This is a genomic window from Cytophaga sp. FL35 (assembly GCF_014349235.1).
Lineage (GTDB): Bacteria > Bacteroidota > Bacteroidia > Flavobacteriales > Flavobacteriaceae > Euzebyella.
Window position 1 is genome coordinate 197,858 of record NZ_JACSOH010000005.1, and the last position, 14,460, is coordinate 212,317.

9 protein-coding genes are annotated in these 14,460 nt (G+C 38.6%); 4 read left to right on the top strand and 5 right to left on the bottom strand.

What is annotated here, in order from left to right; all coding sequences use genetic code 11:
* Window positions 1-63: 63 nt before the first annotated feature.
* From BIZ36_RS05830 to BIZ36_RS05845, 4 genes are read right to left on the bottom strand one after another with little or no spacing between them, the layout of a single operon-like run.
* Window positions 64-504, bottom strand: coding sequence for a hypothetical protein (locus BIZ36_RS05830; RefSeq protein WP_187456928.1), 441 nt, complete (start codon window positions 502-504; stop codon window positions 64-66).
* A 48-nt stretch (window positions 505-552) separates the two neighbouring features.
* Complete coding sequence (locus tag BIZ36_RS05835) at window positions 553-4,695, bottom strand: non-ribosomal peptide synthetase (protein WP_187456929.1); 4,143 nt, start codon at window positions 4,693-4,695, stop codon at window positions 553-555.
* On the bottom strand, window positions 4,692-4,931 hold the full coding sequence (locus tag BIZ36_RS05840; protein WP_187456930.1) for an acyl carrier protein: 240 nt from the start codon (window positions 4,929-4,931) through the stop codon (window positions 4,692-4,694). The genes BIZ36_RS05835 and BIZ36_RS05840 overlap by 4 nt, the downstream gene beginning before the upstream one ends.
* On the bottom strand, window positions 4,928-6,496 hold the full coding sequence (locus tag BIZ36_RS05845; RefSeq protein ID WP_187456931.1) for an amino acid adenylation domain-containing protein: 1,569 nt from the start codon (window positions 6,494-6,496) through the stop codon (window positions 4,928-4,930). Before BIZ36_RS05845 ends, BIZ36_RS05840 begins: the two co-directional genes overlap by 4 nt.
* Before the next feature lie 382 nt (window positions 6,497-6,878).
* Here BIZ36_RS05845 and BIZ36_RS05850 point away from each other — a divergent pair, with 382 nt between their 5' ends.
* From BIZ36_RS05850 to BIZ36_RS05865, 4 genes are read left to right on the top strand one after another with little or no spacing between them, the layout of a single operon-like run.
* Window positions 6,879-8,120, top strand: a complete 1,242-nt coding sequence (locus tag BIZ36_RS05850) for a HupE/UreJ family protein (RefSeq protein WP_187456932.1) — start codon at window positions 6,879-6,881, stop codon at window positions 8,118-8,120.
* Between the two features lie 23 nt (window positions 8,121-8,143).
* Entirely contained in the window at window positions 8,144-11,071 is a 2,928-nt protein-coding gene (locus BIZ36_RS05855) for a non-ribosomal peptide synthetase (protein ID WP_187456933.1), read from the top strand.
* A 16-nt stretch (window positions 11,072-11,087) separates the two neighbouring features.
* Entirely contained in the window at window positions 11,088-12,500 is a 1,413-nt protein-coding gene (locus BIZ36_RS05860; protein WP_187456934.1) for a thioesterase domain-containing protein, read from the top strand.
* Window positions 12,484-13,185, top strand: coding sequence for a 4'-phosphopantetheinyl transferase family protein (locus BIZ36_RS05865; RefSeq protein WP_187456935.1), 702 nt, complete (start codon window positions 12,484-12,486; stop codon window positions 13,183-13,185). Before BIZ36_RS05860 ends, BIZ36_RS05865 begins: the two co-directional genes overlap by 17 nt.
* A gap of 1 nt (window position 13,186) precedes the next feature.
* On the opposite strand, the gene BIZ36_RS05870 is transcribed toward BIZ36_RS05865, so the two are convergent.
* Complete coding sequence (locus tag BIZ36_RS05870) at window positions 13,187-14,449, bottom strand: DUF3570 domain-containing protein (protein ID WP_286174616.1); 1,263 nt, start codon at window positions 14,447-14,449, stop codon at window positions 13,187-13,189.
* Between the last annotated feature and the right edge of the window lie 11 nt (window positions 14,450-14,460).

The following is a 14,460-nucleotide window of genomic DNA, read 5'->3' on the forward strand; positions in this document are numbered from 1 at the left end:
TAATAGTTTCTAGCTAGGCCATTATTTAATTGAAAAAAGAAATCTCTTTTCTTCGAAGTTTTCTTAAATAGAAATAAGATTAGGCGGGTGTAGTATTTTACTATAATACCCCTCTACCAAGGGAAGGGATATTTTTATAAAGTTGGCCTTTTTCTCAAAATTGTGAATAGGAGTTAATTTTATATTCGTTGAATTGATATGTTTATCCAGGGAAATCAAACTTTGAAAGTTTTGATCTTGTTTCTTTTGTTCTGAGTGTTCTTGGAACAACGAATCAAAAAAGTCTATTAATTGATGATGGTGTGAAACGGATGGATGTTCATGTTCTTGATGATGGTGGTATTTGCTTTCTGACCCATGCGAATGATGATGTACAAGGACCGCCGGTTGTTCCATAAAATGGGAAAGGTCATGAAATACCTCGCTAAGCATGGCGTGCATGGGGTTGGCCAAATAGCATAAGGCCATAAAAAGAGCACCATATTTTAGGAGATTCTGTTTCAATTACTTTAAGTTGGTTTATCGTATCTACGAGTTTATTTTAAAAAGGTTTTAGTTTTCTAAAAGTTCAGTAAGCGTTTTTTCAATGTAATTCGCATAGGCTTTAATACTCGGGTATTCAAATACTTTATTCAAAGGGAAGTTGGTCTCTATTTCCTCATTGAGTCTCGCGGTCACTCTAATGGCCGCCAATGAATGACCTCCTAGAGCAATAAAATCATCGTGTATTCCCACCTTATCCAGTTTTAGCACCTCTTTCCAAATGCCCTCTAGAAGCTCCTCAATTTCATTTCTAGGGGCTTCATACGGGGTATCGAGTTCTATTTGAAGGCTTGTTAGCTGTTGTAGCGCCTTTTTGTCTACCTTTCCGTTTTTCGTAAGTGGTAGTTCGTTCAATTGTTTAAATTGGGAGGGGACCATGTAGGAGGGGAGCTGTTCTCGCAAGGTAGTATTTAATTGTTTTACGGATACTCCAGGGTTTCCGGTATAGTAGGCAACCAATCTGTCACTATTGGCCCCACCCTCCTCGTCTTCTTTAGAGTAACCAATTTCAGACATGATTCTCTTTACCTCGGTTTCGTCAATTACCTCGTTTATTTCATCCAAGGTTTCCTCTCGGGTTTTATGCCCCAAGCGAACGTCCCAACTGTAAGGGAAGGAGTAATTGCTATACCCCAATTCTTTTTTATGCACATAGATTCCCACCTGGTTGATCAAACAATTGGTAGATCGGCCCGTATCCGTAGGTCGTACCCAACCCACTTCGTCTTTAAGATATTGCAGCATTTCATCCAAGCTCACATCACTATACCTATAAAAATCTACATACTGTATTTTTTCAAAAACGCATTCATCATCAAACATAGAAGTATCCAACAGCTTTTTTACGGCATCGTTTTCTTGATGATATAATTTTCTGGCATCTAAAATGGTCTGGTCAATTTTTTCCGTATTGAGATGGTCATCCCAAAAAAGTTCTTCCGTAAGACGGGTTTCAAAAAACTGCCCCCTGCTCAATCCAGTTACTATGAATGGAATTTGTTTCTCTAGGGCAATAGAGGTACTAAGGGTATAAATGGTCTTAAAACAGCCATTACAAACATTCTGATGTCTATGGAGACTATCCACAAAAATTTCGTTCATATGAGGTGTTTTACCATATACATGGTCTACTCCTAAATTTTTCACAATCTTATCAATATTGACTTTTGCTTGTTGGGATATGTATCCATTATCCATAGTAAATGCCAATACTTTTAAACCCATATTCACAAGTCTAGCCAACACGTAAGTACTGTCCTTTCCGCCACTTAAAAGGGAAATACAATCATAATTAGGGTTCTCTTCTCTTTTCGAGGTTAAAAGTTGAACTAGGGCATTGTCATTCTTGAAATACCGATGCGCTTTTTCTTCGTACGACTCAAAAGCCCTGCACAGATGGCAAACTCCTAATTCATCAAAATCTGTACTTGGATAATTGGAAGGCAGACCACATTTCACACAATTTGTAGTTTCTTGGTTATTAGCTGGTTTGTTGCCGGAGACAACCACAACCGAGCAACTTTCAACTCCCTCAATATTCAGTAATTGTGCCTCTATTTCAGAAAGTTCTATTCTATGCCCCCTTAGTTTGATCTGATCATCTATCCTGCCCAAAAATTCCAACTCCTGATTGGTATTCCTACGTGCCAAATCCCCTGTTTTGTATATTTTGGTTTGTTGGCTGTACGGGTTTTCCAAGAATTTCTCGGTTGTCAGTTCATGTTCACCCACATAGCCTTCGGCTAGACCTTTTCCCGAAAGGTAAAGTTCTCCTTGAACCCCATTGGGTACCATGTTCATATGTTGGTCCAGAATATAGACTTGCGTGTTATCGATAGGTTTGCCAATGGGTACCGACGTTTGGTCGTGCCTAGCTTCATCAAATTCGGTGTAGATACATCCTACGGTAGCTTCCGTTGGGCCATATTCATTAATTATGCGAAGTTGAGGATGAAATTGATTCTTTAGCTTTTTTGCCACGGCCACTTTTAAGTCTTCTCCGCCCAATATCATGATGTCAATCTTAGAAGTACTCATGTCTCTGTCAGCAAGGAGAGCCAAATGGCTTGGAGTGAGTTTAATGGTATTGACCAAATTATCCGTAACCACATCCAAAAGTGAGGTGTCCGGACCGCTACTTTTTTCAGGATATATGATTATTTTGCCTCCTGATATCAGAGGAAGGAAAAGAGAGGTAATCGTTAAATCAAAGCCTATGGATGTAAATAAGGGAAATATACTTTTATCATCTACTTCATAGGTTATTTTGGCCCAATGGAGGTAATTGATTAGGGCTCCGTTGGAAATTGCAACTCCCTTTGGGTTGCCCGTACTTCCTGAAGTAAATAAAATATAACTTAGTTGATGTTCAGAAGAGATTTTAAAATCGAAGTTTTCTGGTTGAGGCTTTGACCAATTGAATAAATTCAGGTTGGTAAAGGCTATTTCTAAAGGAATTTCTTTTTGACACAAGAGGAACGAGCAGTTGGCTTTATGTACATTATATTTTAATCTTTCCAAAGGTTGATCAGTAGCAATGGGAACAAATACCGCCCCAATCTTTAGAATGGACAATACACTTATCACATAGTCTGTACTTCGCTGTAAATGCAGCGCTACTTTGCTCCCTCTTTGCACCCCATTTGAAATCAAATGGTTGGCAAGTATATCTACTTTATGGAAAAGATTTCTATATGTAAGTGTCTCAGCTTTACTCTGTAGGGCAATGGAATTTGGATTTTTTTCAGCTTGAAGCTTAAATTCTTCATATAGGGTCTTTGTTTTTGAACTATTTTGTTGGGGAAAATTGCTTTCATCTGAAAAAGTGGGTTTAACCAAGGGTATACTGGCTATTTCGGACTGTAAATTCTCTAAAAAAGCATCTAATAGAAGAAGAAAATGCTGGGGTACCACCCTTCTTTTTTCTTCATTGAAAACAGAGGTGTTTAAGTCAAATGCAATGTAGTAATCACCATCGCCCTCAAAGTCAAAAATATGACAGCGTATATCGTGAGAATCATCAATATGCCCATTGTGAACCCATTTAACCTTTGTAGGCATGCCGTGAAAATCAGGAAATTCAGCATTGATAAAATTTAGGACTGCAGCAATCTGCTGGTCCTTTACATTACCCACCATGCCGGGAGAAACATTTTTTAAAAAGTTATTGCTTTCAATTTTTACTTTTTGAAGTAGGGATTGAAAACTCTCTTTTTCCGTTATGTCGAAATAGTATGGAAGAACCTCTACAAAAAGGCCCGGTGTGTTATTAAATTTTGGCTCATTCCTATTATGAGAAGGGGAGCCAATGGCAATATGATCGCTGCCAGTCACCCTATGGATAAAACTTGCATAAACGGTCATAAAAATGTTGTACAAGGTCAAACTTGGGGTCCAACCTCTCACTTGGGACAATTGACTAACCGTTTTAAGTTTTTCTAAACGTTTTGATCCTAAGTTTACTATGATACGTTCAGCGGCGGTAGTATTAGGCGCTTTCTTCTCACCATAGAATTTTATTTCATCAACGGCTTGTAGCGACTTTTCTTTCCAATAGTCAGAATGTTCGCTAAAACCTTCCCTGTAGACGGCATCGTTTTCAAACAAAACGTAATCTAGATACTTACCTGGAATATTTTTGTCCTCAACTTCTTTTGACATTAAATTTGCATACAAAACACTTAATCTTCGATAAAGTATTTGATAGGAAATAGCGTCCGTTACCAGATGGTGAAATTTTAACAACCAAATTGTGCTATTTTGTTTTTGTAGCAGAAGAGCATCAAACACTTGGTGTCCAATGTCTATAGGCTCTAAAGTCTTTTCGTAAATCTGTTTTTCTACCTCCTTTTCCGATAAACTTGTTACATCTAAAATGGGCAATTCAAACTTTGTAATATCAGTTTTTAACTGAAAAGGTTCTCCTTGATTCTCTCCAAAAGTTATGTTGAAAATATCGGTTTCTGCAGTAAGATTGGCAAATGCTCTTTTAAAAACAGTGGTGTTGAGAGGACCTTCGATTTCAAAAGTGTAGACAATATTATGGGATGGACTATCTGGTTGAAGCTTTTGACTTGCCCAGATAGAAAGTTGACTTTGGGTCAATGGTAATTTTGTTTTGCCTTGATCTTGCATGGGGGAGGATGATATCACGTTGTTGAATGGTTTGCCAAATACTCGAGAATATGATCAATGGTCATAAAATTTTCGAGGGTGAGATCTTCGGGAGGAATCTTTATTTGAGCCTCTTTTTCTACGTACGCAACCAATTTCATCATTCCAAGAGAATCGATTAATCCGTCGGCTAGCAAATCATCGTCAGCATGGATTGCTTCTATTTTCTGTTTCGCAATATGGTGGATGATATAATTGGAAATTTTATCTTTCATGGTTGTGGCTGGTCTATTAAATTGGCAATTTGTTTACGATCAATTTTTCCGGAACTGGTTCTTGGAAAATCTTTCATTATTGTTATACTCTCAGGGAGGGCATACGAGGGTAAAAATTGGCTGCAGAATTCCCGAAGTTCATCAATTTGCAAGGATTTGCCGTTTCTTAAAAGAATACTGGCTTGTAATTTCTGAGCCTCTTCGGTGTCCTTTACAGCTATTACCGCGGCTTCTTCCACCAGTGGATGTTGTAATAGAATATTTTCAACTTCATCCAATTCCACGCGATAGCCTCTTAGCTTTATTTGACGATCGTTTCTGCCTAAAAAAAGTAGTTCATTGGCTTCGCTTAACTTAACTAAATCACCCGTTTTATAATAGGTGTGTTGATATCCTTGAGCAATGTTTACTTGGTGAAAACATTTTTGGGTCATTTCAGGATTGTTCCAATAGCCTTGCATTAAAGTCGCAGACCGTATGGTGAGTTCACCTTCTTCGCCTTGTAGTACTTCTTCACCTTGAGAATTTAGGATTTTAAACTCTGTATTGGCCCACGTTTTTCCTATTGGAATGTTGATATGAGCATCGGGAATTTCCTCTAATGGATAATAGGTGCATAAAATAAGTTCTGCCGGTCCATATAAGTTACAATACCTCGCCTGTGGCCAGATTTCCATTAGGGCTTTTAAATGCTTGGGTATAAATACTTCCCCAGCAAAGAAAATCCATCGTAAATGGGAAAAATCATATTTTGTAAGGGTATTACTTTTTAGCAGTTGTATGAGCATTAAGGGTACAGAATACCAAACACTTATTTTCTCCTGAGCAATCAATGCACTTAAACTAGCAGGCATTTTTAAATATGCCTCAGGTATAATAACCGTTTTCGCCCGTACTAAAGGAGCAACAAAGTAACCGAAGGTGGAAGGGTCAAAATGCAGTGGTGCGGGATTGCCAAAAATATCTTCTTGGGTAAAATCAAAAGTATGAGCCACAATTTTGGCTAAACTTAGGGCACTATAATGGGTGTGCATAATGCCTTTAGGAGAACCTGTAGATCCAGAGGTATAAAGTATAAACGCAAGGTCACTTTCCAAAATTTCCAACAGGGGCTTGCTATTTTTTTCCTCAAATATGGTTTCCCAAGCTATGGATGAACAATTTGAAATAGTTTCCGATCCAATGATAAGCTGAATTTGGGAGGTCTCCTTTAGTACACCTTCAACCCTCTTTTTCTGATTAGGAATAGTAACCAAGGTTTTTATGTTGCAATCCTCAATAATGGCGGCCGTTCTATGGGCAGGAGCAAAAGGGTCTAATGGAACGTAGACCCCACCTGATTTAAGAATCCCAAAAACGGCTGTGACGGATTCCAAACAGCGTGGCATGTAAATTCCTATTCGATCCCCTTTTAAATGTGCATTATTTAACAAAGAATGAGCAAGTTGATTGGCTTGTTGATCCAACTCTTGGTAAGTAATGACCTTTTTTAGACAACTAAAAGCAACACGGTCCGGGAGGGATTTTGCTGCGTTTTCAATTATATGTTGCAAGTTGTATAACAAGATAGGAACTTGGTTGATGATTAAATTAACAAACCAAAATACTCCCCTAATAGAAAGGTGTATTTTCTTAATTCATAGCTTGGTAAAGGTAGGTTTTGGATTTTAAGAATTCAAGCAAAAGTTGGATTGCTAATCCTTATTTTGGGGTCGATAATCGAAAAAAAGGAACTTTAGTATACTTTCTTTTGAAATATTGGCAATATTTATCAACTAAACCAACAGATTGTTAAAGTGTATACTAAGGTTTGTGCTATGTAAAACTCAAATGTACTATCACACTTAAATTTTGTCTGAGCTACAATGGATATTTTATTAGCTCCATCCATTTTTCGAACCCGGGCTTTATTTTACAATTATAAAAATCTGTACCTTTTTAGACGTTATGAAAAAACTGTTACCATTACTTATTGCATTCCTATTATTACCTATCTTAATTTACGCCCACCAACCCAAACAGAGCCTTATATATTTAAGAATCTATGAAGAGACCGGTATCGAGGGGCGTGTGGAGGTAAATGCCAATGAGCTTATTTCGGTGTTTAAATTGGATGTAGGTTTAGGCCCTAGCATTGAGGATGTACGTCCATACCAAAAGAAAATTGAAGAATACCTACTGGAACATTTGCAATTTTCGTCCACTGAAATAGGCGCTTATAAAATTGTTTTCACGGGTGAGCTTTCTAAACTTGATACCAGTTTTGGAGACTTTATCAATTTTCATTTTAGGTTGGAACCGGCGAAAAACATTCCTGATGACTTAATTGTAGAATATACCGCGTTTATGGAAGAAGACCCTTCGCATCAAGGGTTGATTGCCATGGAATACAATTGGAAAGCCGGTTTAATTAATAATGAGTCCATTGTAGCCCTCTACCTTACTAAGGACGAACCTAAGGGAACCATTGACCTTACCGAAACATCTTTATGGAAAGGATTCGTAGCAATGGTTGAGCAAGGTATTTGGCATATTTGGATAGGTATGGATCATATTCTTTTCCTTTTGGCCTTGATTCTACCTTCCGTAGTTCGAAGAAGAAGGGAACCTATGGCCGATGCACCTACTAAATTCAACATTTTTGGGTGGGAGCCGGTATTGGAATTTAAGCCGGCCTTTATGTACATTCTAAAAATTGTTACCTTTTTTACCCTTGCACATACTATTACTTTAAGCTTGGCATCTTTAGGAATTATAGAATTACCGTCAAGGGTGGTAGAGTCAATTATTGCTTTTTCGGTAGGTTTGGCCGCTCTGCATAATATCAAGCCTATTTTTAAAGGGAAGGATTGGGTAATTGCATTTATATTCGGTTTATTCCATGGTTTTGGTTTTGCCAGTGTTCTTGGGGATTTAGGTTTTAAGGGGGAATATCTTTCCTTATCCTTGGTAGGTTTTAACGTAGGTGTGGAGATTGGTCAAATAGTCATCATAGCTTTAATTTTTCCAGTTCTATTCCTGATACGAAAGCGAAAAATATATCCAAAATTATTGGTCGGTCTATCTGTACTTCTCATTTTGGTGTCTGCCTATTGGTTTATAGAAAGAGCTTTTGATGTGGATTTGCCTTTGGATGAAATTGTTAATCGCAATTTGTACCCCATCGCCAGGTTCATAGGTTTGCTGTAACTTCAAACAAAATAATTTTTTAGTTGGAAAAAAAGGCATCAAATAGTTCGCTTTTAAACAGGTGGAAGAATCGGGACAAATCCAAAACATCCACGCAATCCACAGTGCCGAAAGCGCCGGAGGATGCAAAGATTCCTCTGTCTAGCGGTCAGCAGCGTATCTGGTTTTTACAGCAATTGTATCCTGAAAATCCGTTCTATAATTATTCGGAAGCTTTACTTTTTAAAGGAAAATTGGAGACTCAATTTTTGCAGCAAGCCTTTGAGCAAGTTTGCCTAAATCACGAAATACTGAGGTCCTATTTTCCAATGGAAAACGGCTCTCCTGTGATCAAAACTTCCGATTTAAAACCAGAAATACGGCAGGAGGATTTCAGCAAGCATTCAAGTGTTGAATCTGATAGGCTTTTGCAAGCCCTGATGCGCGAGCAATCCCGAACCGTTTTTACGTTATCGAGTCCGTTACTTTTAAAAGCCTCCCTAGTTAAACTTTCTGAGGATTCCCATGTTTTTTTCCTTACCATCCACCATATCATTGTGGATGAATGGTCTATTGGCCTTTTAAAAAATGAATTGGCAACGCATTATAGAGCATTGTCTTCCGGAGCAGATTTGTTAGTTTCTCAACCAGAAATCCAATATAAGGATTACGCCTATTGGGAAAGAAATAAGGAAATAAATCCCCAAGCACTGGATTATTGGAAGGAAAAACTTTCAGGAGAAATACCTGTTTTAAATCTGCAGACCGATTTTCAAAGACCGGCGGTGCCAAAGTTTAACGGAAAGCAACTAACCAAATCCCTGTCCGAGAGCTTTTCAAAAGAAGTTCTAAATCTGGCAACGAGACAGAAAACGACACCTTTTAATCTTCTTTTGGCCGGTTTTTATGTACTATTACATAAGTATACGGGTCAAAATGACATTTTAGTAGGAACCCCAGTTTCCAATAGAAATAACAAAGTCTTGGAAGATGCCTTCGGTTTTTTTGTTGATACGGTTGTTCTTAGAAATTCCATTTCTGAAAATGATTCTTTAGCGTCCTTAATAGAAAAAATCAAAACAAATACCTTGGAGGCTTTTTCCAATAAAAGCATCCCTTTTGATGTCTTGGTAAAGGAACTAAAAGTGACGCGTTCACTGTCTGTGAATCCTTTTTTTCAGGTTATGTTCTTATATCATCCTCAAGAAGAAGTTCCGGTTTTTGGTGATGAGGTTCAATTATCCAAAGAGTTTGAATTCGACACAGAGGTTGCCAAGTTTGACCTTACCCTTTCCATTTCGGAAAAAAAGGGGAGCCTTGATCTTACTTTTGAATACGATACCGATTTGTTTCAAGAAGTGACCATTAGACGAATGTTGGATCACTATGAAATTCTTTTGAAGCAGCTAGTGGTATCAACTGCTATACAAACTTCTGAAATAGCCCTATTAACAGAAAAAGAAAAAGCCTTTTTTCTAGAAAGACCCGCAAGGATTAGTTCCTTTTTGGAGTACCAAGGAATACATGAGGTCATTGGGGAAGTAGCTAAAAATAACCCGGATAAAAAGGCCGTAACTTTGGGTGATACCTCTCTTAGCTATCAAGATCTTGATAGTAGGGCAGAAGAGGTAGCAGTACATATTTTAAACCAAAGGAAGGGTGTAAGCAATGGAATTATCGGCTTGTGTGTAGACCGTTCTATGGAAATGATCATTGGTCTATTGGGTATTCTAAAATCTGGCAATGCCTATTTACCCATTGATCCAAATTACCCAATGGTACGGCTACATTTTATTTTGGAAGATGCCCAATGTTCCTTATTGGTTTCCCATAGTTCGTTAAAGGATGTTTTTGCAGGAAAAGATATCCAAACACTTTTTATAGATGAATTAAAGCCCTCGAGAACTAAGGAAAACATCACTTTTCCAGCAGACAATAGAAATAATCTGGCCTACGTTATTTATACATCGGGTAGCAGTGGAAAACCTAAAGGAGTACCCATAACACATGATGATATCCTCAATTCAACCGCAGGCCGGTTGGATTTTTACAAGGAAAGCCCTAAAGCGTTTCTTTTAATGTCTTCCATCTCCTTTGATAGCTCAAAAGCTGGAATTTTTTGGACCCTCTGTACAGGTGGCAACTTGATACTTACCGAAAATAGAATTGAACAAGATGTACAAAAAGTTGGGGAACTTATTGAAAAAAATCAAGTTAGTCATGCCCTTATGCTCCCTTCTTTATACGCACTTATTTTGGGCCATGTGGAGACTAAAAGACTTCATACTTTAAATACAGTTATAGTTGCAGGTGAGGCATGTACTCCTTCCCTATGTCAATTGCACTATAAAAAGTTACCGAGTACAAAACTGTATAATGAGTACGGACCTACAGAGGCTACGGTTTGGGCCACGGCGCACGAGATTATTCCAGCAGAAATGGAGAAAACTGTTGCCATTGGTAGGGGAGTAGCTGGTAACAAAATATATCTTCTCAACAAAAATTTAGAAATGGTTCCTTTTGGAGCTGTGGGCGAAATCTATATTTCCGGACCAAGTTTGGCCAAAGGATATTTGAATAGAACGGAACTTTCATCTGCAGTATTTCTTAAAAACCCCTTTGGCCATTCGGGTTATGAAAAAATGTATAAAACCGGAGATTTGGGTAGGTTTAGGGCCGACGGAAACTTGGAATTTTTAGGAAGGGCAGACCAGCAGGTCAAACTTAGGGGGTATAGAATTGAATTGGAAGAAGTTGAGAATGCCATCAAATCTTTAGGTACCGTAACCGAAGTTATTGCGCAGGTTGAAACTTTGGAAATAGAGAAAGATAGTACTTTTTCTGATTTTGATAATGCTGATGCATTTCTTGGACAATTGATGGCTACATTGGAAGAGGAGGAAATTGAGCAGCTTCTAAACGAAGTTGAAATATTGGGGAAAACGGAATCATTCTTGTCCTCCCGAGAATAAAAAAAATGCGAATAATTTGACTACTGCGCTTACAGATAGAATCACCAAACTGACCCCCGAAGAACGAAAGTTACTTTGGGCTAGGGCAGAGCAGCGTATAATAAACAGAGAAAAATCATCTGATAAACCAGATTCCCAACAACTTGTGGCTTATGTTAAAGCCAATCAAGATTTTGATTTGGAAGCTTTAAAAAGCAGTCTTCGAGCCAAGGTCCCTGAATATATGGTTCCGTCTCAATGGGTAAAATTGGAAGAATTTCCCTTACTGCCCAATGGGAAGGTGAATAAAAAAGCGCTCCGCAGTGTACGGCCCTTAGCGCAAGAAGAACAAAAAGCTAAGCCTGAAGCTCGAGAGCCGAAAAATGATATTGAAAAAAAATTATTATCTATCTGGCAAGAAGTTTTACAGCTTCCGAATATTGGAGTGGCCGATAATTTTTTTGATATCGGCGGGGACTCTATTTTAAGCATTCAGGTGATTGCCAAAGCGAGGTCCGCTGGAATTGAATTGGAACCCAAACAGCTCTTTGAGCATCAAAATGTGGAACAATTGGCCAATTTTATGCTCACTGAGGATAAGCGAGTAGAAGAAGCCATCTCCCAACTTAACCTAAAACATTTGGTGCCTATTGTACCTAATGGAAGCAAACCACCATTGTTCTGTCTACATAGCGGTGGAACGCATTTTTTCTTTTACAATCTTTTCGGTAAAAAATTAAAAAATGAGCGCCCTGTATTTGCCCTTCAAGCCTCACCACATGAGGGGGAATTGGTTCTTCATAATTCGGTGAATACCATGGCAAAGGATTTTATTGCGGATATAAAGCAAGTAACACCACATGGACCTTATCATTTTATTTCTTATTGCTATAACACAGCAATTGGCGCGGAGGTTTGCAGGCAGTTGGAAGAAAAAGGGGAACAGGTCAACCTTATAATCGCAGACACCATGGCCGACTACCTAAGTCTTTTTGATGCTTCACAAACCCCTAGAAGGGCAAAGGCTTTTTTGGGTAGGTTCGCGAAGAATCCGGTGAAGACCGTATCCAATTTTGTAAAGGGTAAATTTATTCGTCCCCTAAGGGAACGTTTAAAAACGAACGATGTCACAGGAAGCGAAAAAATAGTTCAAGAATTACATTTGAATCATATTGAGATTTATCGCTCGTATCAATGGCAACCCATAAAAAGCTCTATAAATCTTCTGCTCACCAAAAAAAAACAGGAAGAATTCAATAGCAAGGTGGTTGCTTCCTGGGAAAAAATGACCACTGGAAATGTACATGTGCTGCCCACCTTAGGCCATCATGACCGCTTGTTTTTGGAAGGTACCGTGATGGAAACGGCGCAGAATGTAGATGATTTAATGGACAGGTACGAGTCTGCGAAATTAATAGGTAAAGGAAAAGTTAATGAAACTTTTGAGTAATTCAGTTGATATTTGGTCCATTGATACCGCAAAGTTCCCGCATGATTTAACGTCTTACTTTCAACTATTGTCCCAAGAAGAGCAACTACGAAGCCAACGTTTTAAATTCGAAAATGACCAACGCTTGAATATCTTGGCAAGAAGCGCCTTACGCCTATTGGCGGGCCAGTACCTCAATTGTACGCCAGTTTCTATACAAATGGGTTATGAAGAGTATGACAAACCTTATTTTTTAGATTATCCAGAGTTAAAATTCAATGTTTCCCATTCGGGGGAAATGATAGTGCTAGCCTTTATACAACAGTTTGAGCTCGGTGTGGACGTGGAGTATATCAAAACAGATTTTGAGGTGATGGATATTGCCGATAATTTCTTTGCTCATGACGAGATTCAAAATCTCAAGGAAGTGGAAAAGGAATTGCAATTTGAAGCATTTTATAGATGCTGGACTCGTAAGGAAGCATTCATAAAAGCCAAAGGGAGCGGACTTTCATTTCCTTTGGCGGATTTTTCGGTTTCCATAGGGGAGAAGGCCAAATTACTTGCTACTCGTTGGGATGCAGAAGAAAAAAATGAATGGAGTTTATCATCCTTTATGCCCAAAAACGGCTATGTAGGAGCATTGGCCGTTCATGGCCCTGTAAAAACAATTAAGTATCACGAGTGGAAAGGCTTTGAAGCATAATTTAATCTACCACAAAGTTGAAACCACCAAGGGCAATCCAAGAGCTGAACGAGGTATCTCGGTCGTATTTGTAAACCTTTAAAACGATACTTTTCAATCCAATTTTTGAGATTTTGAAGTTTGTAAATATGTCCGTATAGGTGACTCCAAAACCTATTTGCTGGGCCATATATTCAGAAAGGTCAAAATCTGAAGTGTAATAATCCTGTGTTAAAATATGCTGGTTATATCCCCTAAAATAAGTAGCTGCTTGCTGCCCATAATATCTATACGAAGGGTAAAGGGTAAACTTATCCGTGATTTTAATCGGGAGTTCTACACTGGCCGTGTGGGAGGTAATTCCCCAATCATCGGTATAAAATCGATAATAGGTTCTCAAGGATAGCGAAGCATTTAAAAACCAGTTAAGTCGCGTACCAAGAGCCCATTTGAGTCGGTTATCCGGTAGTCTTTCAATATCATCCGCTAGATGAAAACCTTCCACAAAAGAATCCGAAACATCATCAAAATAAACCCGTTGAAAAGGCGTAGAGAGCAAGCCTTGTTGTTGTACGACATCCACCGAAATCAAACCTTGTATATTTTTTTGTAGAATTTGCGAAAAGGTGAATCCAAGGGAATAGGAGTTTCGGTTGGAGTTTTCCAAATCTGTAAAAGCCGGGGTGTAATTAGGATTTCCGGTTATTTCACTGCGTCTAAACTCTCCAATTCCGCCTTCGGCAAAAGGCCGCAATTCTATGGGATAAATGAGTTTCCATTTGTCTAGAAATATATTGGTGCTTAGGCTGACTTCGGTATTTTTTTCGTTGAAAAGACGGGTATAACTTCCTCCAAATCCAAAAGAAAAATAGTCATACTCAGAACTCACCGATAGCTTGCCTGTCCAAATCTTGTTTCGGTCATCGGAACTATGGCTATACGTGCCAATAAAATTCACCCAAACATCCGATTGAGAGGCTCCAGTTGTGGCATTAAAAGCATTGGCATTGTTATTACTGTCAAAGGGATTCACATTGCTGGAAGAAGCCGAGGTGTAAGCGGAAATTCCGGCATCGACCATTAAAACATCGTCATCGTTCATGGGAATGGAAACAATTACCGTTCCTGTAGCATCCGTAAGTTCTTCGGTACCCGTTCCACCTGTAACTGCAGCATTTTCTCCGTCTTGGGTGTAGTAACTAGTGAGAAAGTCTATTTCGGTGGTTTCCAGTACCCGCTTTTTATAGGAATTGTCATCTTGGGCCGTTAGCAAGAGACAAGCCATGAAAAAACAAA